Raw genomic sequence first — 23,350 nt, 5'->3', positions numbered from 1 at the left:
GGGACCTGACGCTCAGCCCTTCGTCATCGCGACGGTCCGCAGGTCGAACAGGCCGAGGTTGGTCCACGGCAGCTGCTCGGCCCCGACGACCTTCGGGGAGGCGATGGTGGCGCTGGTGAGGTTGCAGATCGGGATGAACCACGCCTCGCTGAACAGCCGCTCCCACAGCTGGTGGTACTGCTTGGCACGCTCCTCGACGCTGGAGCGGGGGTCGGCGGCCTTGGCCGCGATCGGGCCGATGACCTCCGGGTCGGTGGCGAGCTTGTAGTTGCCGATCAGGTAGTTGTCCACAGTGCCCGCCGGGTCGAGACGCGGGTTGAACGTGTTGGACACCTCGAGCTCGAAGTCACCGGCGATGAAGCGGGCCTCGGTCTCGGAGTTCGGCGTCGGGTTGAGCTTCGCGTCGATGCCGGCCTGGGACATGGCGGCCTGGATGGCGGTGGCGGGCTGCTCGGTGTTGGTGCCGGCGGAGAAGCTGATCGACACCTTGGCCCGGCCGACCTCGGAGATCAGCGCCTTGGCCTTGGCCAGGTCGAACTCGTACGGGTACGTCGCCGCCGGGTCCTCCCACGGGCTGTTCGGGTAGATGCTGCGGGTGGGCGTGCAGGTGTCGGCGAAGAGCGCGCGGATGGCGGCCGGGTCGATCGAGCGCGCGATGGCCTCACGGACCCGCTTGTCCTTGAGGTCGCCCATGTTGGCGCGCAGCAGGATGCCGAGGACGTTGCGGAACGGGCGGGTGGTCACCTTGAGCTGGCCGTCCTCGCCGAGCTGGCGGGCCTGGGTGATCTCGTTGGCCGAGGAGACGAAGCTGAGGTCGGTCTGACCGCTGATGACGCCGTTGAGCCGGGTGGCGCCCTCGGGGACCCGGGTGATCTCCATACCGGCGAGGCGCCCGGCGTTGGGGTCCCAGTAGGTGCCCTCGGCGCGCTTGAGGACGTACTTCTCGTTCGGGATGAACTCGGTGACGACGTACGGGCCCGAGCCGGCCTTGCCAGGGGCGCGCTTGAGGTCGACGCCGTCGGCGATCGCCTTGGGCGAGACCATCATCCCGGCGGCGGTGGCCAGGGCCGAGGGGAGCACGGCGCCGGTGCCCGGCTTGAGGTTGAGGCGCACGGTGTGCGCGTCGACGACGGTGACGCCGGTGATGCTGGCGAGGTCCTGCTTGATGGTGCTCGTGGGCAGCGTCTGGCCGCGCTCGATGTTGACCTTGACGGCGTTGGCGTCGAACGGCGTCCCGTCGTGGAACTTGACGTCGTCGCGCAGGGCGAGTTCGAGGTGGGAGCCGTCCTGGGCGTAGGTCCACTTCTTGGCCAGGCCGGGGACGACCTGGTCGGTGGAGTCGACCATGGTGAGCCGGTCGTAGATCAGCGTGAGGTAGGGGTAGCCGCCGGGGGCCGGCTGCGCCGGGTCGAGGTTCTGGAACGGCGACGAGGCTGTCACCCGCAGGACGGCGTTGGGGTCGATCTCACCCGTGGTGGCACCGGGGTCGCTGGTTCCGGTGGCGGAGCAGGCTCCGACGACGAGGGTGGCGGCGAGCAGGCTCGCGGCGACGGCGAAGCGTCGGCGGCGCGGGAGGCGAGACACAATGATCCTTTCCTGACCTTCGGCCCGAGAGCGGGAGCGGCTCCGCGGGTCACCCGGCGGGTTCCCGGGGGGCGGCGGCCGGGCCGTTCGGCGGCGGCCGTGCGGGCGCGATGGTCATGGAGGTGATGGATGGCGGCGCTGGTGTGGAGCCCCTGTCCGGAACTGATCGGCATCCGCGCCCGAGGCTGGCGGTGTTGCGGCCGTTCGCGATCCAAACAAGCGCTCGATTGGGAACCGTAGGGGCAGCCTGCGGGCGCGTCAATAGGGCGAACGGCAGCATGATCGACAAGGAGTGGCGCACGGCGGGCGGCCGTTGCCAGCGCGCGATCAGGTCGCTAAGGTGCGCATCAAGCAAGCGCTTGGTTGCTTGGAGTCGGCCGAAGGAGTCCGCACGGTGGAAGCCCCCCTCGCCACGGCACAGCCCCGCGACACCGGCATCGACGCGGTCGCCTCGGCCACCCGCCGGCTCATCGACGCGATCACCCGCGCGGGCAGCGCCGTCGACGCCGATGCCGACGCGATCGTGGCCGACCTCGACGCGCTCACCGCCCGGATCGACGCCCACGCCCCGGACCTCCCCGAGCGGATCGCGACGATGTGGCGCCAGCCCGGCCCGGGCCGCTTCGATCCCGCCGGCGGCACCGAGAACCCGCTGTCGCCGCCGGTGTCCCTCTGGGTCGAGCCGGACGGTTCCTTACGCGGGGAGGTCACCCTGAGGCTTGCCTTCCAAGGGCCACCCGGGCATGTGCACGGCGGCACCTCGGCCATGCTGATGGACCACGCCCTCGGCATCGCCAACGCCCGCGCCGGATACGCCGCAGTGACCGTCGGGCTCGACATCTCGTTCCGCGCGGCCATCCCGATCGGCTCGACGATCACGATCCTGGCCCGGCACGACGGACGCGACGGACGCAAGGTGCGCAGCTCCGGCGAACTGCGCGTCGGGAACCTGACGTGCGTCACGGCCACCGGCACCTTCGTCCTCATGGACGACCCGTCCACGCGGGAGAAGTTCCGCCGAGCGTCGAGGGAGCAGCCATGAGCACCGATCCCCACCCGACCAGCGCCGCACCCGGCCCGCTCGCCGGCCGCGGCGCGCTCGTCATCGGCGGGGGCGGCGGCTTCGGCCGCGCCATCGCCGCCGCGCTGGCCGCCGACGGCGCCGCCGTGACGATCATGGGACGGACCGAGGCGACGCTGCGGGCGGCGGCCGGGACGATCGCCGCAGCCGCCCCCGGAGCACCACCGGTACGGATCAGCGCCGGCGACTCCACCCACGAGCAGGACGTGGCAGTAGCGGTACGCGTCGCCGACGAGACCCCGCTGGCCGCAGTCGTCACCACGGTCGGCGGCGGCACCTTCCGGCCCCTGCTCGCTCTCGACGCCGAGACCCTCGAACACGACTTCCGGCGCAACGTCACCACGGCGCTGCACGCCATCCGGCACGGCGGACAGGCCCTGGCCGCCCGCGGCGGGGGCGCGATCGTGTGCACCTCGTCGAGCGCGGGCGGGCACTCCTTTCCGTTCATGCCGTCGTACTCGGTGAGCAAGGCCGCGCTCGAGGCGCTCGTCCGGGTCGCCGCCGACGAGCTCGGCCACCTCGCGGTACGGGTCAACGTGGTACGCCCCGGCATCGTCGCCACCGACGGCGAGAACCCGGGCCTGCTGCTGGCCGACCCCGAACTGGCCGCCGCGACGGTCGCCGAGAAGCCCCTGTCGCGGATCGGGCGCGCCGAGGACGTCGCCGCCGCGGTCCGCTTCCTGTGCGGTCCCGGCTCCTCCTGGATCACCGGCGCCTGCCTGCCCGTCGAGGGCGGGGCCCACCTGCGGCGCGCGCCCCGGCTGGAGAAGCTCGCCCGGATCGTCAACGGCGACGAGGTCGTCGACGCCACCCTGGCGGGCCGCATCCCGTGACGGCACCACAGGTAGCCGCCACCCGGATGGAGCTGACCACGACGCTGCCGCCGACGACGGCGCTGCGCGAGGTGCCCGCGGTCGTGGCGCGCATCGAACGGCTCGGCTTCGACACCGTGCACATCCCCGAGACGACGCACGACTCCCTGGCGGTCGCGCTGCTCGCGGCCGAGCACACCAGCCGGATCACCGTACGCACCAGCATGACGCTGGCCTTCCCCCGCAGTCCGATGGTGACCGCGTACGCCGCGTGGGACCTCGCGCGGTTCTCCGAGGGCCGCTTTCAGCTCGGCCTGGCCACCCAGGTTCGCGGCAACATCGTCGGCCGCTTCTCGGTGCCGTGGGAGCGGCCGGTCGAGAACCTGCGCGACTACCTCGCCTCGATCCGGGCGATCTTCGCCGCGTTCAGCACCGGCGGCCCCCTGGAGCACGAGGGCAGCCACTACCGCTTCACTCGGCTCCAGCCGTACTTCAATCCCGGCCCGCTGCCGACCGCGGCCCCGGCGCTCTACACCGGCGGGGTCAACCGGCGTGTCTGCGAGGTGGCCGGCGAACTGGCCGACGGCTTCGTCACCCACGCGACGAACTCGCACCCGAGTCACCTGCGCACGGTCGTGCTCCCCGCGCTGCGCGCCGGTGCCGAGCGGGCCGGACGCGCCGGGATCCCGCGGGTCGTCGTCGTGTCCAAGTCGATCACCGGGCCGACGCCGGCCGCGCTCGCCGCGAGCCGCGACTCCGCCCGCCAGGAGCTGGCGTTCCTCTTCTCCACTCCCGCCTACCGCACGACCCTGGACCGGCTCGGCCTGGGCCGGGTCGGCGAACGGCTCGCCGCGATGGCCGCCTCCGGGCGCTGGACGGGACTCGCCGGCACCCTCGACGACGAGACCCTGGCCACGCTCATCCCGCACGGCACCTACGCCGAGCTGCCGGACGTGCTCGGGCAGGCCTACGGCGGGATCGCCGACGGGCTCGGGCTCGGGCTGCCGCTCGACCCGGCCGACGACGAGGACTTCGGCGCGTTGCTCGAACGCCTCCGGCTCATCCCGACCAGTGCCGCGGCCGGCGCCCCGCCCGCGACCGCCGGCCCCACCAGCGCGACGCACGGCGTCGCCGGATCGGAGACCCTGTCATGACCGCACGCATCGGGCTGCTCACCCCGGTCGTCGTCCAGCATCCGCGCACCGCGGCCGCCTGGGAACGGGACGTCCTGTCCGGCCCCGACGTCGGCGGCGCGCTGCTGGCCGTCGCCCGCGCCGCCGACGACCTGGGCTACCACCACCTGACCTGCAGCGAGCACGTCGCCGTGCCCGCCCCGATCGCCGTCGAGCGGGGCGCGACGTACTTCGACCCCGTGGCCACGCTGTCGTTCCTCGCCTCGGCGACGCGCCGCGTCCGGCTCGCGACGAACGTCGTCGTCATCGGCTACCACCATCCGCTCGCACTCGCCAAGACCTACGGCACCCTCGACCTGCTCAGCGGCGGGCGCGTCGTCCTCGGGATCGGGGTCGGCAGCCTCGAAGAGGAGTTCGACCTGCTCGGCGCCGAGTTCGCCGGGCGCGGCGCGATCGCGGACGAGGCGATCACCGCCCTGCGCGCGGCGTGGGGCAGGGCCGTGCCGCACCACGAGGGGCCCCACTTCACGTTCACCGATTTCGTCGTCGAACCGCACGCGCCGCGCACCACGGTGCCGATGTGGATCGGCGGGCGCACCCGCCGCTCGCTGCGCCGCGCCGTGGCGTACGGCACCGGATGGGCGCCGTTCGGCCTCGGACCGCGGGAGCTGACCCGCATCTGGGACTCCGTGGAACGCCCGGACGGCTTCGACCTCGTGCTGCAGATTCCGCCGCTGGACCCGCTGAACGACCCGGACGGCTCCCGCGCGCACCTGCACACGGCCGACGCCGTCGGGGCGACCGCTGTCAACGCGAGCCTCGTGGCCACCTCGGCGGCCCACCACCTCGAGCAGATGGCCGCGCTGCGCGAGCTCGCCCCGGAACGCTTCGAGGCGAACCCGTCCACGACCTGACCGGCCGTCGACCGGCCCGACCGGCAAGCCCGATCGAAAGGAACCCACCATGACCGACTCGCAGCCCGACCGGCTCGCCCTGTTCGAGGCGCGCCTCGAACAGGCCGAACGGCGCCTCGCCGCAGCCGAGGACCAGCTCGCCCTCTGGCGGATCGTGGCCAGCTACGGCCCCGCCGTGGACAGCGGCTCGGCCGAGATCACCGCCCAGTTGTGGACCGAGGACGGCGTGTACGACACCTTCCCGGTCGTGCTCAACGGCCGGGACGCGCTGCGCGGCATGGTCAACGGTGAGCGGCACCAGGCCCTGATCAACAACGGCGCCGCCCACCTCATGGGGCTGCCGCACATCGTCGTCGACGGCGACCGGGCCGTCGTGACGAACTACTCGCAGCTCGTGCTCAGCGCCCCCGACCAGAACGGTTACCGGATCTGGCGTACCGGCTCCAACCGGTGGGAGTTCGCCCGCACCGACGAGGGCTGGAAGGTGACCCACCGCTGGAACCGCCAGCTCGACGGCACCGACGAGGGCCGCGACCTGCTCGCCCGCGCCGTCGAATCCGAGGACTGAGGCCGTGCGCATCGGCCTCAGCTCCCCGGTCCTGGCCGACTCCGGGCCCCGGCCCCCGTGGGAGGCCGAGGCCGGGGTCGCCGAGTTGCGCATGGTCTTCACGACCGCCGACCGGCTCGGGTACGAGTTCTTCACCTGCCCGGAGCACGTCAGCGTCTCACCGGGGCTGGCGCGGGGTGAACGCTTCTACGACCCGGTCGCGACGTTCTCGTACCTCGCGGCGATCACCGAGCGGATCCGCTTCCTCCCCTACGTGCTCGTGCTCGGGCTGCACCATCCACTCGAGTTGGCCAAGCGGTACGGCACGCTTGACCACCTCAGCGGCGGACGGGTCGTCCTCGGCGTCGGCGTCGGCAACCTCGAGGAGGAGTTCGCGCTGCTCGGACGCCCGTTCGCCGACCGTGGACCACGGGCCGACGACGCCCTGCGGGCCCTGCGGGCGTCCCTGTCGGTACGGCTCGCGACCTACCACGGGGAGTACTACCACTTCACCGAGCAGGTGATCAGCCCGCACGCGGTTCAGGAGAAGGTCCCGATCTGGGTCGGTGGCCACAGCAGGCGTGCCCTCCGGCGCGCGGTCACCCTGGGCGACGGGTGGGCCCCGGCCCCCGTCACGTATCGCGGGCCGGACCTGGAGACCCTGCCCCGGATGCTCGCCGAGCAGGACCTGCCGGACGGGTTCGACGTCGTCATCACGCCTCCGGCCCGCCTCGACCCGACAGGCGCCCCCGAGGCCGCGCTCGACCTCGTCGGCCGGATCGGCGAGGCGGGGGCCACCGTGGTCAACCTCGTCGTACGGCACCGTGACCTGGCCGAGTACCTCGACCAACTCGCGGCGGCAGCGGAGCTCTTCGGTCTCGACCGCCGCGACTGAGCACGGCAGTGGACGCCGGGACCCGGCGACGAGCCCCGGCGTCCACGGTCACGCCTCGTTGGGCATGTTCGACCAGCCCTTGCGGTCGGTACGCGCGTACCAGCCCGACGCGGCCAGGGTCCCTCCGTCGACGGGGATCGTGTGCCCGGTGACGAAACGGGCGTCGTCGCTGGCGAGGAACTCGACGACGGCGGCGTAGTCGTCGGGCTCGCCGAAGCGGCCGACGGGAATCCACGTACGGATCAGCTCCGGGTCGCGTCCGCGCAGCATCGCCGCGGCCGGCGTCTGGGGCGTGTCGGCGAGGTCGGGCGCGATCGCGTTGACCCGCACCCCACGGCCGGCGACCTCGACGGCGAGGCTCCTGGTGAAGGCGCTGACCCCGGCGTTGTAGGCGGAGTACGGGGCGCACGCCGGGATTCCCCGGAAGGCCTCGACGGTCGAGTTGTTGACGATGGCGCCAAGGCCTCGCTCGACCATGCCGGGCAGCAGCGCATGCGTCATCGCGAGCACGTGCCACAGGTTGATCTCGTAGAGCGCCTGCCACTGCTGGGGCGTCGAGTGCAGGAAGGTCTTGGAGGCCGGGCGGAAGTCGCCGACGTTGTTGACGAGCACGTCGACCCGCCCCGAGTCGACGGCCGCCGCGGCGGCGACCGCGACGGCGACACCGTCGGCGGTGCGTACGTCGGCGAGGACGACCTCGACCTCGCCGCCGGCGCCACGAATGTCGGCGGCGGTGCCGGCGGCGGCCTCCCCGTCGATGTCGACGAGGACGACGTGGGCACCCGCGGTGGCGAGACGGCGGGAGATCCCGCCGCCGATCCCGAGGGCGCCGCCGGTGACGACGGCGATCCGGCCCTCGAGCCTGCGGGTGGCGCTCATCTGCCGGTTCCTTCCTCGTCGGCCCGGGTCACGGAGACGCGGTGGCGTTCGATCCAGTTGATGGTCACCGCGCGACGCGCGAAGGCCCATCCTTCGCCGGTGCGCGCGTACTCGTCGTCGTAGTGCAGGAACCAGACGAGGTCCGAAGGCCCGTCGCGACCGGGGAGCAGGTGGTGGGCCGTGCCGCGGACCCGGCCACGGGCCCCGGTCGACGTCGGCAGGTAGCGCGCCCCGGCCACGACGTGGGTCGTCGCCAGCGTGCCGGCGAGCGCTCCGAGCGCGGCCACGACAGCCGGACGGCCGACGTGCGACACATGGGGGTCGAGGTGCGCCGGCGGTTCGGGGACCACGAGGACGCCGTCCGGGGCGAACAGCGCGCCGACCGCTGCCGCGTCACGGTCGTCGGCGGCCGCGGCGTACGTCTCGGAGAGCGCGCGCAGCGCGGTGAGGTCGGCCGCGACGAGGCCGGTCACGCCGCGGGAGCGGTCGCCGCGCGTACGACCTGGACGAGCTCGGCGACGGCCCGCTCGCAGTCACCGCGGGTGTAGCCGAGCAGAGCGGTCTCGGCCGGATCCGGCTCATAGGCAAGGACGTTCCCGCGACCCTGGACGATCATCGAGTCGGGCATGAAGGGGTGCGGCTCGTCGAGCTCGACGATGGTGCGGTTGCCCCCGGCCGCGTCGACGAGCAACTGGAAGAACTGCGTGAACGTCAGGTTGGCGTCCCCGACGAGGTAAGCCGCGCCCGCCGTGCCGCGGTCGAGCGCGCCGCCGATCGCCTCGGCCAGGGACCGGACCGACATGTAGTTCGTGCCGCCGGCCGGCGCGTGGTCGGGGATCTGCGGCTCGTTGCCGGCAGCCCAGGACACCATGCGGCGGTAGCGCTTGGCCGTGATGCCGGGGATGGCGCCGATGATCGAGGGCGGGTTGAGAGTGCAGACCGTGAAGGAGTCGTCGGCCAGCGCCCGGGCACCCTCGTCGGCGTCGCGGCGAGCGGCGACGTAGGCGCTGGAGTCGGCCAGGGCGGGTCGCAGGTGGTGGTAGTAGCTGCCGACCTGGACGAAACGGGAGATTCCCGCGCTCTTGGCGAGCGCGGCGAAGGCCGGCACCCCCGTGCTCTGGGTCTCCTTCCAGAACGCCGTCTCGTCCGCGTCACGGGGCAGGTGGCGCACGTCCTGCCCGGCGGCGAAGACGACCGCGTCGAAGGGGGCAAGGTCCTCGCGGGTGAAGGTCTGACGGGTGTAGTCCCCGCGGAGGACGGGCAGGCCGGCGACGGGCGAGTCCGCGCCGACCGCTCCTCGGGCGGCGACGGTGACCTTGTCCCCCCGATCCCGTAGGTAAAGGGCAGTGTGGACTCCGATCATGCCGGTTCCACCGACCACGAGTACCTCCATCGCGAGGTCTCCTTGCGTAGTGAGGCGGCTCCCCCGGCGTGAATCGGAGTGCCAGCACGACTTCTGAACCTACCAACCAAGCGATTGGTAGGTTACCACGAGAGTCCGCTGACCAGAGACAACGGCGAGTGGAAAAGGCTGTCTCGCTAACGGCACCTCTCTGCGTCAGGGCGTCGGCAGCAGAGAGGCGGTGGCGTTGGACGTCACCGGATGACACTTCTATCGGTCTGACGCCGCAGTACGAGGCGAACGCGGACTCCGACCGGCCCTGTTGACGGCGCCGAAGCGGGCCAGGATCTTCGCGGCGGTGACGTCGCCGATGCCGTGCAGATCGGTCAAACTGGTGCCAGACGGTTGCGACCGCAGCGGACAACGTTGTCCACTCAAGGTGGTCGGCTTCGGCCGGATGACTGTGCTGCCCGGTGGCTGGGAACTGGCCTGCGGGTACAAGCCGGTGGCCGGAGCGTGACCCGCCGAGCCGGCCTCGCGGCCGCGAGGCCGGTCGGCGGCGACCCGGCCGAGGAAGTCCGAGACACCGGCGTACGGCCCAGTGGTCGTGGTGACAGTGGTAACGCTCCGGCCCGCCGGTCACCGTCTCAGGGGCGGCAGTTACCAGGGCCACTCGATCCACAGCCGGCGTGCGCCGGACACCAGGCGGAGCGCGTCATCACCACCTTCGACCTCGACGAGTACGTCTACGGCGCGCTCAAGGCAGGCGCCCGAGGCTTCCTCAAAGACGCCGGCTCACCCAGGCCGTCCACGCCGCCGCCCGCGGCGACGCCCTGATCGCACCGAACATCACCGCGAGGCTCCTGTCCTCCTTCGCGAACAGCCGCCCGCGCTCGGTGCCACCTGAACCTGTCGAGCCGCTGACCGCTCGCGAGGAACAGGTCCTGCTGACTGCCGCTCGCGGGCGGACCAACAGCGAGATCGGCGACGAGCTGTCCATCAGCCTCAGCACCGTCAAGACCCACATCGCCGCCCTGATGCGCAAGCTCAACGCCCGCAACCGCGTCGAAATCGTGATGTGGGCCTACGAGACACGCCGCGTCCGCACCTGATCGGCACCCGAAGGCTCGAGTCGCGGAAACCAACGCCGACCACTTCGGTCTTCTCTAGGAGGTCTCCGGTCGGATCAGTCGTCCGCGCTGCGCCGTCATGCAAGCGCTGGCGATCGGATGGGGCCGTCGTTCACTGCCCGAGAGGGCGGTAGCGGAGGTGTACGACGCCGTTTCGGAATCGGCGCTCATCGAGGAGTTCGAGGTCGACGCGCATGCCGGTCGGCAGGCCCGGCTTACCCCCGCCGACGACCACGGGCCAGACGAACAGCTGGCACTCGTCGACCAGCCCGGCCTCAAGAGCCTGCGCCGCGAGGTGTGCACCTCCAACGGTGAGATCGCTGCTGGCCGTGGCCTTCAGTTCGCGTACCGCAGCGGGGTCGAAGCGGCGTTCGAGTCGGGTGTCGGCGGTCGACACCGCAGCGAGGGTCGTGGAGTACACGACCTTTCTCGCTGCCCGCCAGGCGCTTGCGAAGTCGCCCATGAGGTCGGACTGCGCGGCCAGAGCGGCGTCGGTTTCCCAGACGGCCATCGCCTCGTACAGCCGCCGCCCGTAGAGGAACGTGCCCACGGACCGCAGGAGATCGGTGTAGACAACGAATACCTCGTCGTCCATCGGCAACCAGGCGAACGCGCCGCGTTCGTCCTCCATATAGCCGTCCAGCGACACGTTATTCACATAGATCAGCTTCGCCATGCCCCTACCTCTCGATGATCAACCGCAACAGCCTGGACACTCATCAGCGTGGTGAACGCCTGGAGCCGGGCCACCGGCACGTCGAGCGCCCGGAGCCGGCATACAGAGCCCGGCCCTCGTTGGCGCGCTGACCACGGCCCAGGTGGCAAGTTCGATCGGCCACCCGCACGTTGCCGACGACCGCATGCATCACCTGCGCCGTTACCAGCCCCCAGCAGCGCGGCCCGGCCCGCGAAGTAGCCGTTCCAGAAATCGCACACACCCAGGGCCAGGACGCCTCGTTCGGCACCTCGGAGAAGATCACGGTGGCAATGGGCCGACGAGATCGAACATGCAGCAGACCTTGACGCACGGGTGCATCACCCATCACCTCCTGCGACCGCGACAGCACGCTCGTAGGCTGCCCCTCACCCTGACTACGAACACCTCTGCCCGAATCCGACACCTCCGGTCGACATAACGGCAGCAGGCCATACCCTCCGACAGATTTGGATAGGCCCTGATGCCCCCGCCGCCCCTGCCTCGACTTCAAACGTGGGCGATAGCGCTGCGCATCTTCCACGCGAGCACGAACGGCACTCTGCCGCCCGGCATGGTGCCGCCGGCTGCTTCGACGATTTCCCCGTACGTCAGCCGGCGCACGGCGGCCTTCGGACCGACACCTCTCCGCCGCGCGATTTCGCGCAGTTGCTCTATCCGGGCCTCCGCGGGTTTGCGCCCCTCCGGTGCACCGAGCAGTTTCCTGACCGCCTCGCCGCCCTTGATGTCCAGCGCAGCGAAGCGCAACCGCCGGCGGACTCGCTCGGCCCGGTCGTCCGGCGCGAGCAGCCATACCGCCGCGCTCGCGTTCTCAAGGCGGCTCGGGCCAGCGAGTACGGGGCGTACAGGTGCATGACGTGCGCGTCTTCAGGACGGTGCGCAGGCAGGGCCGGCTCGGTTGAGCAGGAGTTCAGCCCAATTGCGCGGACGCGGTCGGGCGCGATGGTGAGCAGAATCCACCGCTGGTCGTGGCCGTTCCTGCACCTCGTCGCGTGTGTCGAGGCCCATTCGCGCGATCGCTGAACCCGACCACATGATCAGAGTGGCGGGTGACCAGCGGTTGCGCTGGCCTGGTCCGGCAGCTCCGGGCCGGGCGCCCGGTCGCCGCCCTCTCGCAGCCGGATGGAATGCCATGCCGCGCGTACGTGGCTGCGCATGACGGACTCCGCCCAGTCGGGGTCGGGCGCGGCCAGGGCCGCCACCAGCTCGTGGTGGTGAGCGAGGCTACGGCGCAGCGCGTCCGGGCTGTAGCGGGAGAAGGTACGCCAGACGAGCGGCATCTGGATCACCGAGGAGACGACACCGGTGAGTCGGCTGTTGCCGGACGCCTCGAGGATCATCCGGTGGAACCGGTTGTTCAGCTCGGTGAGCTCGTCCACATCGGTCGGTCGTCCGTCCGGCGCCACCTCGTCCATCCGGTGGGCCAGCGCGTCGAGCGCGTCCACGTCGACGGTGCCTGTGGTCGCCGCCAGTCGGCAGCCCCACGGCTCGAGCACGGCCCGCAGGCTGAAGATCTCGTCGAGATCGTGGATGCTCCACGCCTGGACCTGCACGCCACGGTTGCGTTCGTGGCGGACCAGTCCCTCCGCGGTCAGCCGTCTGAGCGCCTCCCGGACGGGCGTCCGACTCACCCCGATCGACTCGGCCAACTCGCCCTCGCGGAGCCAGGCGCCGGCCGACCGTTGCCCGGACAGGATCTGCTCCCGGATCAGCCGATAGGCGTCGTCGGCGGCGTGGCCGTTGTCGGCCTCCCGCAGTGGCGTGTGGTCACTCATGATGCTCGGCACCGTAGCAACACGGCAGGTTGTATGCAATCTTCCTTCGGGGCATTGACACCCGAAGAGTCGAGTCCTACTTTCCCAGCACAACCTACTGTAACGACAGTCACAGACTTGCGAATTGCATGCAAAAAGACGCAGATTGAGGGGCTCATGAGCACTCCACTGCCGCTTGACGACATCCGGGTGATCGAGCTCGGGCAGCTGCTGGCAGGGCCGTTCTGCGGTCAACTCCTGGGCGACTTCGGCGCCGAGGTGATCAAGGTCGAGGACCCGGGTCAGGGCGACCCCATGCGGCAGTGGGGGCGCGAGAAGCCGTACGGCAAGTCGCTCTGGTGGCCGGTGGTGGCGCGGAACAAGAAGTCCGTGACCGCGAATCTGCGGACCGAGCAGGGTCAGGATCTGGTACGTCAGCTCGTCGCGCGGGCGGACGTGTTGATCGAGAACTTCCGGCCCGGCACGTTGGAGCGCTGGGGGTTGGCCCCGGAGCGGCTGTGGGAGATCAACCCCGGCCTGATCGTCACCCGCGTGACCGGCTTCGGGCAGACGGGCCCGTACTCGTCACGTGCCGGATACGGATCGATCGGTGAGGCGATGGGCGGAATTCGGTACGTGACCGGCGACCCCGATCGCCCTCCGGCCCGGGCCGGAGTCTCTCTCGGCGATTCGCTGGCGGCGACGTTCGCCTGCCTGGGCACCCTGGTGGCGCTGCACCAGCGCGGACGTACCGGTCGAGGCCAGGTGGTGGACTCGGCCATCTACGAGGCCGTGCTGGCGATGATGGAGTCGCTCATCCCCGAGTACCAGATCGCCGGCTACCAGCGGGAGCGGACCGGAACGACCCTTCCGAACGTGTCGCCGAGCAACGTCTACCCGACGGCCGACGGCGAGATGGTGCTGATCGCGGCGAACCAGGACACGGTTTTCCGCCGGCTCGCCGAGGCGATGGGGCGGGTGGAGCTTGCCACCGACGAGAAGTACGCCACCCACGGCGCCCGAGGCCGGTGGATGGAGCAGCTGGACGGCCTGGTCGCCGAATGGAGCTCGACGCTCGCGGCCGACGATCTGCTCGAACGGCTGCACGCCCATGGCGTTCCGGCAGGCCGCATCTTCAGGGCCCGGGACATGCTCGAGGACCCACACTTCGCCTCGCGGGAGGCGATCGTCCGGCTGACCCACCCCGGTCTCGGGGAGTTCGCCATGCACAACGTCGTACCCAAGCTCTCCGACAGCCCGGGCCGGGTCCGGCACGTCGGCCCCGAGCTCGGTGAGCACAACGAGGACATCTATCGCGACCTGCTGGGGCTCGGCGACGACGCGATGGCGTCGCTGCGTTCTGCCGGCGTCATCTGAGGAGGGACCATGACCTACCGACTCGGCGTGGACGTGGGGGGAACGTTCACCGACATCCTGCTGATCGACGAGGCGACCGGAGAGACATACCGGGCCAAGACCTCCTCCACGCCCGAGGACCAGTCCATCGGGGTGCTGCGTGGCATCGAGCGGGCCTGCGAGGCCGCCGGCGTGCCCATGTCGGAGATCGCTGAGGTGTTCCACGGCACCACGGTCGCCACGAACGCGATCCTCGAGGGCAAGGGCGCCCGGGTTGGGCTGGTCACCACCGACGGCTTCCGGCAGGTGCTCCAGATCGCCCGTTCCTTCGTGCCAGGTGGCCTGGCCGGCTGGATCATCTGGCCGAAGCCGGAGCCGCTGGCGGCGTTGGAGGACACCGTGGAGGTCGTCGGCAGGATCGGCGCCGACGGCGCGGTGGTGACCGAACTCGACGAGGCTGACGTCCGTACGAAGCTGCGCAAGCTCCGCGCACAGGGCATCGAGGCGTTGAGCGTCAGCCTGATCAACTCCTACACCAACCCGCAGCACGAGCGCCGGGTCGCCGAATTGTCCGCCGAGGAGCTTCCGGGCGTACCGGTGTCGCTGTCGTCTTCGGTGCTGCCGGAGCTTCGCGAGTATGAGCGGACCATCACCACCGTCGCGAACGCGGCCGTGCAGCCTCAGGTGGCGCGCTACGTGGCCAACCTTGAGGCGCAGCTCGGCGAGTCCGGGGTGGACGGTCGGCTGTGCATCCTGCGCAGCGACGGTGGTCTGGTCTCCGCAGCCGTCGCCGCGGACAACCCGGTGAACCTGCTGCTGTCCGGCCCTGCCGGCGGGGTCACCGGCGCGACCTGGGTGGCGGAGCAGGCCGGATACCCGGACTTCCTGACCTTCGACATGGGCGGCACCTCCACCGACGTCGCCCTGGTTCAGGGGCTCACGCCGCGGGTGGGTCGGGAGACCACGGTCGGGGACCTCAAGGTCCGCGCCACCTCCGTCGACGTACGAACTGTGGGTGCCGGCGGCGGATCCATCGCCCACGTACCGCCGCTGACCCAGGCGCTCCGGGTAGGGCCGCAGTCGGCCGGTGCCGCACCCGGTCCGGCCGCGTACGCGGCGGGCGGTGAGCAGCCGACGGTGACCGACGCGAACGTGGTGCTCGGCTACCTGCCCACCGATCTGGCCGGTGGCGAGATCACGCTGGACCGTGCGGCGGCACGAGCGGCGGTGAAGTCGATCGCCGACGCCACCGGGCTGGAGTCGGTCGAGGCCGCCGCCGCGGGCATCATCGACATCGTCAACGAGAACATGTTCGGGGCGTTGCGGCTGGTGTCGGTGCAGCAGGGCTTCGACCCGCGCGACTACGCGCTGGTGGCCTTCGGTGGCGCCGGCCCGTTGCACGCCAACGCTCTCGGCAGACTGACCGGGGCCTGGCCGGTGATCATTCCGCCGTCGCCGGGAGTGCTGTGCGCCTACGGCGACGCGACGACCAACCTGCGCGACGAGTCAGTGCGGACGTTGGTGCGCCGCTTCAACGAAATGACCGACGAGAGCCTTCGCGCGGTTCTCACCGAACTCGCGAGCAAGGCGTGCTCCACGCTCAGCGAGCAGGGCGTCCCCGAGGATGAGCAGCACGTCGTGTTCTCCGCCGACCTGCGCTACCACGGACAGGGTTTCGAGATCCCGGTGGCCGTCGACATCGACGCCTTCGACGGGACCGGCGGTGGACTCGCGGCCCTGCGGTCGGCGTTCGACGCCGATCACCAACGACTGTTCTCCTTCGTTCTCGATGCCGAACACGAGCTGGTGACGGTCCGGGCCACCGCTCATGGTCCCCGGCCCCAGGTCGCCGCGCCCGCGCTGGAGCATGGTGACGCGGACCCGAGCCGCGCAGTACGGGCCCACCACCGCATCTGGGTCGAGGGCGCCGAAGTGGAGGCCCGCATCTACGACCGGGCCCTGCTGCGAGCGGGCAACGTCGTGCCCGGTCCGGCGATCATCACCGAGATGGACTCCACCACGCTCGTGCTGCCCGGGCACACGGCTGCGGTGCACCCGAGCGGCAGCCTCCTCATCCGCCCCGCCGACACCCACCGGGAGAACTGACCATGGCACGCCTCATCGAGACCGCTACCGGACCGCTTCGCTCCGTGGATGTCGACCTGGTCACCATCGACCTGATCGAGAACGGACTGCGCAACGCCCGCTACGAGATGGACGAGGTGCTCTTCCGGACCGCGCTGTCGCCGGGGATCCGTGAACAGCACGATGAGTTTCCGCTGATCGCCAACCCTGACGGCAAAATGATGGTGGGACAGTTCGGGCTGTCCATCCCCGACTTCCTGGAGAACTTCGACGGCGACATCGAGGAGGGCGACGTCCTGCTGACGTCGGACCCCTACTCCTGCGGTGCGGCGATCAGCCACGCGAACGATTGGCTCGTGGTGCTGCCCATCTTCTTCGAGGGCCGCATCGTGGGCTGGGCGGCGATGTTCGGGCACATGTCCGACGTCGGCGGCAAGACTCCGGCGTCGATGCCGACCGATGCCCGCACCATCTTCGAGGAGGGCGTGGTGATCCCGCCCTTCAAGTTGTACCGCAAGGGCGTGCTTGCCGAGGACGCCCTGCGGATCATCCTCAACCAGGTGCGGAAGCCCGACTGGAACCGCGCCGACCTCAACGGCATCGTCGCGGCGTGCCGGACCGCTTCCCGGCGGGTCCAGGAGATGTGCGCCCGGTTCGGGGTGGACACCTACAACTCCGCGCTCGACCAGCTCCTGGACCGCAACTACCGGGCGATGAAGGTACTGCTCGGGGCGGTCTTCAAGGAGGGCGAGACGCTGTCCTTCACCGACTACATCTGCGACGACGGCCTCGGTTACGGCCCCTACGAGCTCAAGCTCAGCCTGACCCGTACCGGTGACAAGGTGCTGCTGGACTTCACCGGCAGCAGCCCGCAGGCGCAGGGTCCGATCAACTACTACATCAACGAGAACCTCGTCCGGATGTTCTTCGGCATCTACATGATCACCGTCGCCGACCCGCAGATCCTCTGGAACGACGGCTTCTACCCGCTGGTCGACGTCACGATCCCCGACGATTCGTTCTGGAAGCCCAAGTACCCCGCCGCCCTCAACGCGCGTAACCACGGCATCGGTCGCGTCTTCGACCTGTTCGGCGGCCTGCTCGGTCAGACGAACCCCGGGCTGCTCAACGCCGCCGGCTTCTCGTCATCACCGCACTTCATGTATTCGGGCACCTACGGGCCGGGTGAGCGCGAGGGCGAGTGGTTCCAGCTGTACTCGATCGGATTCGGCGGGATTCCCGGCCGGCCGGTGGGTGACGGCCCGGACGGCCACTCGCTGTGGCCGTCGTTCGTCAACATCCCGTGCGAGTACCTGGAGTCCTACTACCCGCTGCGGATCGAACGCTGGGAGACCATCGCGGACACCGGTGGCGCCGGGCTCCATCGCGGCGGGAACGGCGTCGACGTGGCCTACCGGTTCCTGGAGGCCGGCACGATCGCGATCCACGACGACCGCTGGCTCACCTATCCGTGGGGGGTCAACGGTGGCGAGCCCGGTGCGCGTGGCCGCAAGTGGCTCGAACGCGCCGACGGCGGCACCGAGATCCTGGGAAGCAAGGTGCACGACGTGCCCGTAGCTCCCGGGGACGTGCTGCACTTCGTCACCTGGGGTGGCGGCGGGTGGGGCGACCCGCTCGCCCGCGATCCGGAACTCGTCGGCCTCGAGGTCCGCCGGGGCCTGGTCAGCCCCACGGGGGCCCGCCGCTTCGGCGTTGTCTGCGACGAGGCCGGCACCGTCGACGTCGCGGCCACCGAGGAGGTACGGGCCGAGCTGCGCCACGGACGTCCGGACCCACTGCCCACGTTTGACATGGGACCGCCGCTGGAGACCATCCTGGACCGGTGCCTGGAGGAGACCGGTCTTCCTGCCCCTCGGCCGCCTGTCGCCCGATGAACCCCGTGCCGGACAGCAGCGACGACGGATTCGGGGGCGCGCTCCTGCCCGGCGCCCGCCCCGCAGTGGTGGTCATCGATCTGATGCGGGCTTACTTCGACCCGGCCAGCCCGCTGTGCCTGCCGTCCGCGGACTGTCTGCGGTCGGCTGGCCGGGTCATCGCCGCAGCCCGCGACCACCGGCTTCCCGTGCTGCACACCCGCGTCGCGTACGGGCCCGGCGGTGTCGACGGAGGCCTGTTCGTCCGGAAGGTCACCGCCCTTCGGCAGCTCTTCTCCGGCGGTGGCGCGATGGGTGAGCTGATGCCGCAGGTCTCCCCCGCCGAGGATGAACTGGTGCTGGTCAAGCAGTACGCAAGCGCCTTCTTCGGCACGTCGCTGGCCTCCACCCTGCGGGCGGAGCGCATCGACACCGTCGTGCTGGTCGGCGTGAGCACGAGCGGTTGTGTCCGTGCCACGGCGGTGGACGCGATCCAGCACGGTCTCGTCCCGCTGGTGGTTTCCGAAGCGGTGGCGGACCGCGCCACCGGCCCGCACGAGGCGAGCCTGTACGACCTGCAAGCCAAGTACGCCGAGGTGATCAGCGAGGCCAGGGCCGTCGCGTACCTGTCGGAGGAGCGATGACAGTCATGGTCGACATCGTCGAGGTCTCGCCCCGCGACGGCCTGCAGAACGAGGCGATGCTACTCACCACCGCCGACAAGGTGGAGCTCATCGAGCGGGCGGTACGCGCGGGAGCCCGGCGAGTGGAGGTGACCAGCTTCGTCAACCCCGCCCGCGTGCCGCAGATGGCGGACGCGGACGAGTTGATGGCCGCGCTCCCCCGCCACGACGGCGTCCGATACGCGGGCCTGGTGATGAACCGCCGCGGCCTGGACCGAGCTCTGGCCGCGGGCGTCGACGAGATCAACGTCGTCGTCGTGGCCACGGACACCTTCTGCGGTCGCAACCAGGGCATGACCACCGCCCAAGCCTGTGACACGGCCGCAGCGCTGGTGCAGGCGGCTCGCGAGGCAGGGGTGTACACGACGGTGACCGTGGGTGCCTCGTTCGGATGCCCGTTCGAAGGCGAGGTGCCGCCGAACCGGCTGCGGGAGGTACTCACCCGGGTGCGGGATGCAGGGCCGGACGAACTGGCCCTCGCCGACACCATCGGAGTGGCCGTACCCTCCGACGTCACCGAACGGCTGACGCTCGCCCGGGAGATCACGCAATCCTGGACACCGCTGCGGCTGCACCTGCACGACACCCGACACACCGGCGTGGCCAACGCGGTCGCGGCAGTCCAAGCGGGCGTCACCACCCTCGACGCCAGCATCGGCGGGACGGGCGGTTGCCCGTTCGCGCCGGCGGCGACCGGGAACGTCGCCACCGAGGATCTCGTCTACCTCTTCGACCGCCTGGGGCGGCCCACCGGCCTGAATCTGGAGGAACTCACCTCGGCCGTCTCCTGGCTGGAGCGGAGACTCGGCAAGCAACTCCCCGGCGCTCTGCTCCGGGCAGGCGGTTTTCCCACCTGAGCCCGACCTGGACGCCGGAGAGTCTGCCCGGTTCGGCCCTCGCTGCCGTGGTGGCCCTGCTGAGGGCCGCCGTCATGACGGCCGTCGCCAGGAGCGTGCGCTGGTGAGGGTGCAGGAGGCCGCTACCGTACCGGCCTCGTTCTCGTCTCACGTGCTCTGTCGACGGAGCAGGTATGAAGCCCGGTCCACTGCCTGCCCGACTTCGGCCGGATCGACTGCGGTGACGATGACGCCGTAGATCATGCGATGTGCGAGCAGAACGTCGTCCACGGTGATGCGGTGGTCGACCAGACCGGCCGCCTGCGCGCGCGGCAGGGTGTCTTGAATCAGGGACTGCAGACGGATGCCGCCGGTGTACTCCGGCAGGTTGCGCCGGGCGTCCACCGCCATTTCCACGAACGCGGCGGACTCCACGGTCATCTGGATCACGCGGTCCCAGAGCCGGCCGAACGCACTCGCGCCCGGCTCGGCGGCGATCGCCTCGAGCTGCGCGAAGTTCTCCTCGAACACCGCGAACGCCAGGTCGAGCCGGGTCGGGAAGTGCCGGTACAGCACACCCTGGCCGACCTCGGCGTCCTTGGCGATCGCGCTGAGGGGCACGTGATAGCCGCGCGCGGTGAACAACCGGCGGGCCGAGCGGAGGATGGCCAGCCGATTCTGCGAGGCTGCCGCCGGACCACGATTGACGCGACCGCTGGTGGAGGGCATGCTGCACTCTAACAACCGGACAGGACTGTCCGGTTGCTCGGAAGCCACGGGAAGGCTCATCCATGACCGACACCACCGCGCAGTCCGCCGGCACGTTCGACCACTCCTACGACGTCGTCGTCGTGGGCAGCGGCGGGGCCGGATTCGCCACCGCGCTGGGCGCGATCGACGCCGGGCTGAGCGTGCTGATGATCGAGTCGAGCGGCGAGTGGGGTGGAAGCACAGCGATGTCCGGCGGCGGGATGTGGTTGCCGGACAACCCCCTGATGCGGCGCGCCGGCGTCGGCGACTCCCGCGCGGAGGCACTCACCTACCTCGAGGCCACGGTCGGTGACGCCGGGCGCTCCACCTCGCGCGAGCACAAAGAAGCCTTCGTCGACGGCGTCGAGGACTTCGTCGTCACCGCTGAGAAGTTCGGCATGGTCTTCGCCCGCTCCACCGACTACCCCGACTACTACCCGGAACTGCCCGGCGGGAAGATCGGCCGCGCGATCGAGGTGAAACCACTCAACGCGAAGGTCATCGGCAAATGGTGGAAGACCATCAGCGCGCCCGCCGGGATGCCGATCAAGACCGACGATGTGTGGCTGCTCGGCCGCGCCTGGTCCACTCCCGCCGGGTTCCTCCGCGGCGCCCAGTTCGTGTTCCGTGCGCTCGGCGGTGTCGTCCGCGGCCAGCGGCTGGTCGGCATCGGTGCCGGACTGTCCACCGCGTTCCTGCACGCGGTGGTGATCAAGCACCAGGTGCCGCTCTGGCTCAACGCTCCGCTGGAGGAACTGCTGACCACCGACGGCCGGGTCACCGGCGTACGCATCACCCGCGACGGCCAGTCGCTGACGGTGCGCGCCACGCGGGGCGTCATGTTGGCCGGCGGCGGGTTCGACCACAACACCGAGTGGCGGCGCAAGTACCACGGCATCGACGGCGCCCCCTCCGGCAACCCCGCCAACCTGGGCCGCCCCACCGAACTGGCACAGCAGGCGGGTGCCGCCGTCGAGCTGATGGACGATGCCTGGTGGGGTGCCTCCGTCGCCGCCACACCCGGCCACGATCCGTCCTTCATCGTCGGCGAGCGCTCACTGCCGTACTCGATCATCGTGGACGCCCACGGCGACCGATTCGCCAACGAGTCGGAGTCCTACGTCGACCTCGGGCACCACATGCTCGAACATGACAAGGACGGCCCGTACTGGATGATCGCCGACGTCCGCCATGCCCGCCGGTACCTGCGCACCTTCGCGCTGGACCCGAAGAACAACAAGGCGATGCGCGAGGCCGGGATCATGGCCAAGGGCAGCACCCTCGCCGAACTGGCGGGCCGGATCGGTATCGATCCGGCGCGGCTGCAGGCCACCACCGATCGGTTCAACGGCTTCGCCCGCTCTGGCGTCGACGGGGACTTCGGTCGCGGAAACTCGGCGTACGACCGCTATTACGGCGACCCGACCGTGCATCCCAACCCCTGCCTCGGTCCGCTCGAGAAGGGTCCGTTCACCGCCTTCAAGGTCGTCATCGGTGACCTCGGCACCAAGGGCGGAGTGCTCACCGACCCCGAGGGACGTGCGCTGCGCGAGGACGGCACGGTGATTGACGGCCTGTACGCCGCGGGCAACAACTCCGCCTCGGTGATGGGCCGCACCTATCCCGGCCCGGGATCCACGATCGGGCCCGCCGTGGTGTTCGGGATGCGCGCCGCCCGGCACATGGCTCGCCGGCCGTCGGCTTCGACCAGCTGAAGCTTCCCTGCCGTGAGGTCGACGACGAGCCCGTCGGCGTCCCGCCCCGCGGCTTTCCCGGGTCTGTCCGGGACGCCCAGTGAGGATAACCGGCGGATCAGACGGTCACCTCGCCGCGTACGAGCGCCTTCGCGACGACGGTCCGCAGGATGTCGTTCGTGCCCTCGCCGATGCTCATCAGGATCGAGTCCCGGTAGAGGCGCTCGACCTCGAACTCGGTGGAGTAACCGTAGCCGCCGTGCACCTTCATCGCGTCGATCGCGGCCTCGAGGGCCACCTCCGAGCAGAACACCTTTGCCATCCCGGTCTGCCCGTCGGCGCGGCCGCGCCGGACCGCGTCGGCCGCCCAGTACGCCATCAGGCGGGCGGCCTGGAGCTGGATCGCGATGGTGGCGAGCTTGAGCTGGATCGCCTGGAACTCGGCGATGTGCTTGCCGAACGCCTTGCGCTGCTGGGCGTAGGCCAGCGCCTCGTCGTGGGCGCGCTGCGCGATGCCGACCGACCGCGCGGCGATGTTGACCCGGCCCCACTCCAGGGCGGACAACGCCTGCTTGAGGCCGACGCCCTCGACGCCACCGAGCAACCGGTCCTTCGGTACCCGCACGTTGTCGAGGAGGATCTCGCAGGACTCGGTGCCCTTGTAGCCGAGCTTCGGGATGTCCCGCAGGACCTGGAAGCCGTCCAGCGTCGCGTCGACGAGCAGCACGCTCATGCCGGTGTGCGCGGGCGTGGCGTGCGGGTCGGTCTTGACCAGCACCGGCAGCGGGTCGGCGTACCGCGCGTTGGTGATCCACATTTTGGTGCCGTTGACGATGTAGTGGTCGCCGTCGAGGCGGGCGGTGGTGCGGATGCCCTGCAGGTCGGTGCCGGCGTCCGGCTCGGTGAGGCCGATGCCGGTCCGCCGGGCACCGGTGGCGAGGTCGGGCAGGTAGGCCTGCTTCTGCTCCTCGGTGCCGTGTATGGCGATCATCCGGCAGGCCAGGGAGTGGCTGCCGAGGATGCCGGCGATACCCATCCAGCCGCGGGCGAGTTCCTCGAACACCAGCGCGAACGAGACCGGGTCGAGGTCGAGGCCGCCGTACTGTTCCGGCACGGTGATGCCGAACAGCCCCATCTCGGCCATCCCCCGCACGATCTCCGTCGGGTACCGCCCGGTTTGCTCCCAGTCCCGCGCGACCGGGATGATCTCCCGGTCGACGAACGTGCGGAGCAGGGCGCGGAAGTCCTGCTGCTCCTCGGTGAGCGTGAAGTCCATGGGTAGCCTC

Annotated in this window: 23 protein-coding genes; 14 read left to right on the top strand and 9 right to left on the bottom strand. The window is 70.6% G+C overall.

Features of this window, described 5'->3' with window-relative positions; all coding sequences use genetic code 11:
- Positions 1–12 precede the first annotated feature (12 nt).
- A complete protein-coding gene (locus AC2CHG_RS01235) occupies positions 13–1,584 on the bottom strand; it encodes an ABC transporter substrate-binding protein (RefSeq protein WP_484523989.1) in 1,572 nt (523 codons plus the stop codon).
- Positions 1,585–1,978: 394 nt separating this feature from the next.
- Here AC2CHG_RS01235 and AC2CHG_RS01230 point away from each other — a divergent pair, with 394 nt between their 5' ends.
- Genes AC2CHG_RS01230 through AC2CHG_RS01205 form a run of 6 tightly spaced genes read left to right on the top strand, consistent with a single transcriptional unit; the run spans position 1,979 to position 6,966 of the window.
- Positions 1,979–2,626: a PaaI family thioesterase gene (locus AC2CHG_RS01230; RefSeq protein ID WP_484523988.1), complete on the top strand. Its 648-nt coding sequence runs from the start codon at positions 1,979–1,981 to the stop codon at positions 2,624–2,626.
- Positions 2,623–3,498: an SDR family NAD(P)-dependent oxidoreductase gene (locus AC2CHG_RS01225; protein ID WP_262013803.1), complete on the top strand. Its 876-nt coding sequence runs from the start codon at positions 2,623–2,625 to the stop codon at positions 3,496–3,498. The genes AC2CHG_RS01230 and AC2CHG_RS01225 overlap by 4 nt, the downstream gene beginning before the upstream one ends.
- Before the next feature lie 26 nt (positions 3,499–3,524).
- Positions 3,525–4,631, top strand: a complete 1,107-nt coding sequence (locus AC2CHG_RS01220; protein WP_484523987.1) for a TIGR03617 family F420-dependent LLM class oxidoreductase — start codon at positions 3,525–3,527, stop codon at positions 4,629–4,631.
- On the top strand, positions 4,628–5,524 hold the full coding sequence (locus AC2CHG_RS01215) for a TIGR03619 family F420-dependent LLM class oxidoreductase (RefSeq protein ID WP_484523986.1): 897 nt from the start codon (positions 4,628–4,630) through the stop codon (positions 5,522–5,524). Before AC2CHG_RS01220 ends, AC2CHG_RS01215 begins: the two co-directional genes overlap by 4 nt.
- A gap of 49 nt (positions 5,525–5,573) precedes the next feature.
- Positions 5,574–6,092 (top strand): nuclear transport factor 2 family protein, encoded by a 519-nt coding sequence (locus AC2CHG_RS01210; protein WP_484523985.1) that lies wholly within the window; start codon positions 5,574–5,576, stop codon positions 6,090–6,092.
- A gap of 4 nt (positions 6,093–6,096) precedes the next feature.
- The gene (locus AC2CHG_RS01205) at positions 6,097–6,966 is read left to right on the top strand and encodes a TIGR03619 family F420-dependent LLM class oxidoreductase (protein WP_484523984.1); all 870 of its coding nucleotides are present in this window, start codon (positions 6,097–6,099) and stop codon (positions 6,964–6,966) included.
- A gap of 48 nt (positions 6,967–7,014) precedes the next feature.
- On the opposite strand, the gene AC2CHG_RS01200 is transcribed toward AC2CHG_RS01205, so the two are convergent.
- Genes AC2CHG_RS01200 through AC2CHG_RS01190 form a run of 3 tightly spaced genes read right to left on the bottom strand, consistent with a single transcriptional unit; the run spans position 7,015 to position 9,238 of the window.
- On the bottom strand, positions 7,015–7,845 hold the full coding sequence (locus tag AC2CHG_RS01200) for an SDR family NAD(P)-dependent oxidoreductase (RefSeq protein ID WP_366624258.1): 831 nt from the start codon (positions 7,843–7,845) through the stop codon (positions 7,015–7,017).
- Positions 7,842–8,318: a nuclear transport factor 2 family protein gene (locus tag AC2CHG_RS01195; RefSeq protein ID WP_262013796.1), complete on the bottom strand. Its 477-nt coding sequence runs from the start codon at positions 8,316–8,318 to the stop codon at positions 7,842–7,844. Before AC2CHG_RS01195 ends, AC2CHG_RS01200 begins: the two co-directional genes overlap by 4 nt.
- The gene (locus AC2CHG_RS01190) at positions 8,315–9,238 is read right to left on the bottom strand and encodes an NAD-dependent epimerase/dehydratase family protein (protein WP_262013795.1); all 924 of its coding nucleotides are present in this window, start codon (positions 9,236–9,238) and stop codon (positions 8,315–8,317) included. The genes AC2CHG_RS01195 and AC2CHG_RS01190 overlap by 4 nt, the downstream gene beginning before the upstream one ends.
- Before the next feature lie 343 nt (positions 9,239–9,581).
- Here AC2CHG_RS01190 and AC2CHG_RS01185 point away from each other — a divergent pair, with 343 nt between their 5' ends.
- Entirely contained in the window at positions 9,582–9,707 is a 126-nt protein-coding gene (locus AC2CHG_RS01185) for a hypothetical protein (RefSeq protein ID WP_484523983.1), read from the top strand.
- 376 nt (positions 9,708–10,083) lie between these two features.
- Positions 10,084–10,299, top strand: a complete 216-nt coding sequence (locus tag AC2CHG_RS01180) for a response regulator transcription factor (protein WP_484523982.1) — start codon at positions 10,084–10,086, stop codon at positions 10,297–10,299.
- 130 nt (positions 10,300–10,429) lie between these two features.
- Here AC2CHG_RS01180 and AC2CHG_RS01175 read toward each other — a convergent pair whose 3' ends face one another.
- The 3 genes from AC2CHG_RS01175 to AC2CHG_RS01165 all read right to left on the bottom strand — a co-directional run bounded on the left by AC2CHG_RS01175 (position 10,430) and on the right by AC2CHG_RS01165 (position 12,807).
- Positions 10,430–10,993 carry a dihydrofolate reductase family protein gene (locus AC2CHG_RS01175; protein ID WP_262013792.1) on the bottom strand — a complete coding sequence of 188 codons (564 nt, stop codon included), beginning with the start codon at positions 10,991–10,993 and terminating at the stop codon, positions 10,430–10,432.
- A gap of 528 nt (positions 10,994–11,521) precedes the next feature.
- Positions 11,522–11,779, bottom strand: coding sequence for a hypothetical protein (locus AC2CHG_RS01170; protein ID WP_357210107.1), 258 nt, complete (start codon positions 11,777–11,779; stop codon positions 11,522–11,524).
- 290 nt (positions 11,780–12,069) lie between these two features.
- Entirely contained in the window at positions 12,070–12,807 is a 738-nt protein-coding gene (locus AC2CHG_RS01165) for a GntR family transcriptional regulator (RefSeq protein WP_262013790.1), read from the bottom strand.
- Positions 12,808–12,963: 156 nt separating this feature from the next.
- Between AC2CHG_RS01165 and AC2CHG_RS01160 the strand changes: the two genes are divergently transcribed.
- Genes AC2CHG_RS01160 through AC2CHG_RS01140 form a run of 5 tightly spaced genes read left to right on the top strand, consistent with a single transcriptional unit; the run spans position 12,964 to position 19,641 of the window.
- The gene (locus AC2CHG_RS01160) at positions 12,964–14,163 is read left to right on the top strand and encodes a CaiB/BaiF CoA transferase family protein (protein ID WP_366624250.1); all 1,200 of its coding nucleotides are present in this window, start codon (positions 12,964–12,966) and stop codon (positions 14,161–14,163) included.
- Positions 14,164–14,172: 9 nt separating this feature from the next.
- Positions 14,173–16,248, top strand: a complete 2,076-nt coding sequence (locus AC2CHG_RS01155; protein ID WP_484523981.1) for a hydantoinase/oxoprolinase family protein — start codon at positions 14,173–14,175, stop codon at positions 16,246–16,248.
- 2 nt (positions 16,249–16,250) lie between these two features.
- Positions 16,251–18,122 carry a hydantoinase B/oxoprolinase family protein gene (locus AC2CHG_RS01150; RefSeq protein ID WP_402813190.1) on the top strand — a complete coding sequence of 624 codons (1,872 nt, stop codon included), beginning with the start codon at positions 16,251–16,253 and terminating at the stop codon, positions 18,120–18,122.
- A 5-nt stretch (positions 18,123–18,127) separates the two neighbouring features.
- Complete coding sequence (locus AC2CHG_RS01145; protein WP_366624244.1) at positions 18,128–18,745, top strand: isochorismatase family protein; 618 nt, start codon at positions 18,128–18,130, stop codon at positions 18,743–18,745.
- Positions 18,746–18,750: 5 nt separating this feature from the next.
- A complete protein-coding gene (locus tag AC2CHG_RS01140; RefSeq protein WP_484523980.1) occupies positions 18,751–19,641 on the top strand; it encodes a hydroxymethylglutaryl-CoA lyase in 891 nt (296 codons plus the stop codon).
- Between the two features lie 147 nt (positions 19,642–19,788).
- Here the strand turns inward: AC2CHG_RS01140 and AC2CHG_RS01135 are convergent, their stop codons facing one another.
- The gene (locus tag AC2CHG_RS01135) at positions 19,789–20,349 is read right to left on the bottom strand and encodes a TetR/AcrR family transcriptional regulator (RefSeq protein ID WP_262013784.1); all 561 of its coding nucleotides are present in this window, start codon (positions 20,347–20,349) and stop codon (positions 19,789–19,791) included.
- A 62-nt stretch (positions 20,350–20,411) separates the two neighbouring features.
- Here AC2CHG_RS01135 and AC2CHG_RS01130 point away from each other — a divergent pair, with 62 nt between their 5' ends.
- Entirely contained in the window at positions 20,412–22,085 is a 1,674-nt protein-coding gene (locus tag AC2CHG_RS01130; protein WP_262013783.1) for an FAD-binding protein, read from the top strand.
- 97 nt (positions 22,086–22,182) lie between these two features.
- On the opposite strand, the gene AC2CHG_RS01125 is transcribed toward AC2CHG_RS01130, so the two are convergent.
- On the bottom strand, positions 22,183–23,340 hold the full coding sequence (locus AC2CHG_RS01125) for an acyl-CoA dehydrogenase family protein (protein ID WP_402813199.1): 1,158 nt from the start codon (positions 23,338–23,340) through the stop codon (positions 22,183–22,185).
- Positions 23,341–23,350 lie beyond the last annotated feature (10 nt).

This window comes from Micromonospora sp. ATLC20 (assembly GCF_057196585.1).
This window is presented reverse-complemented; position numbering and strand designations above follow the sequence as displayed.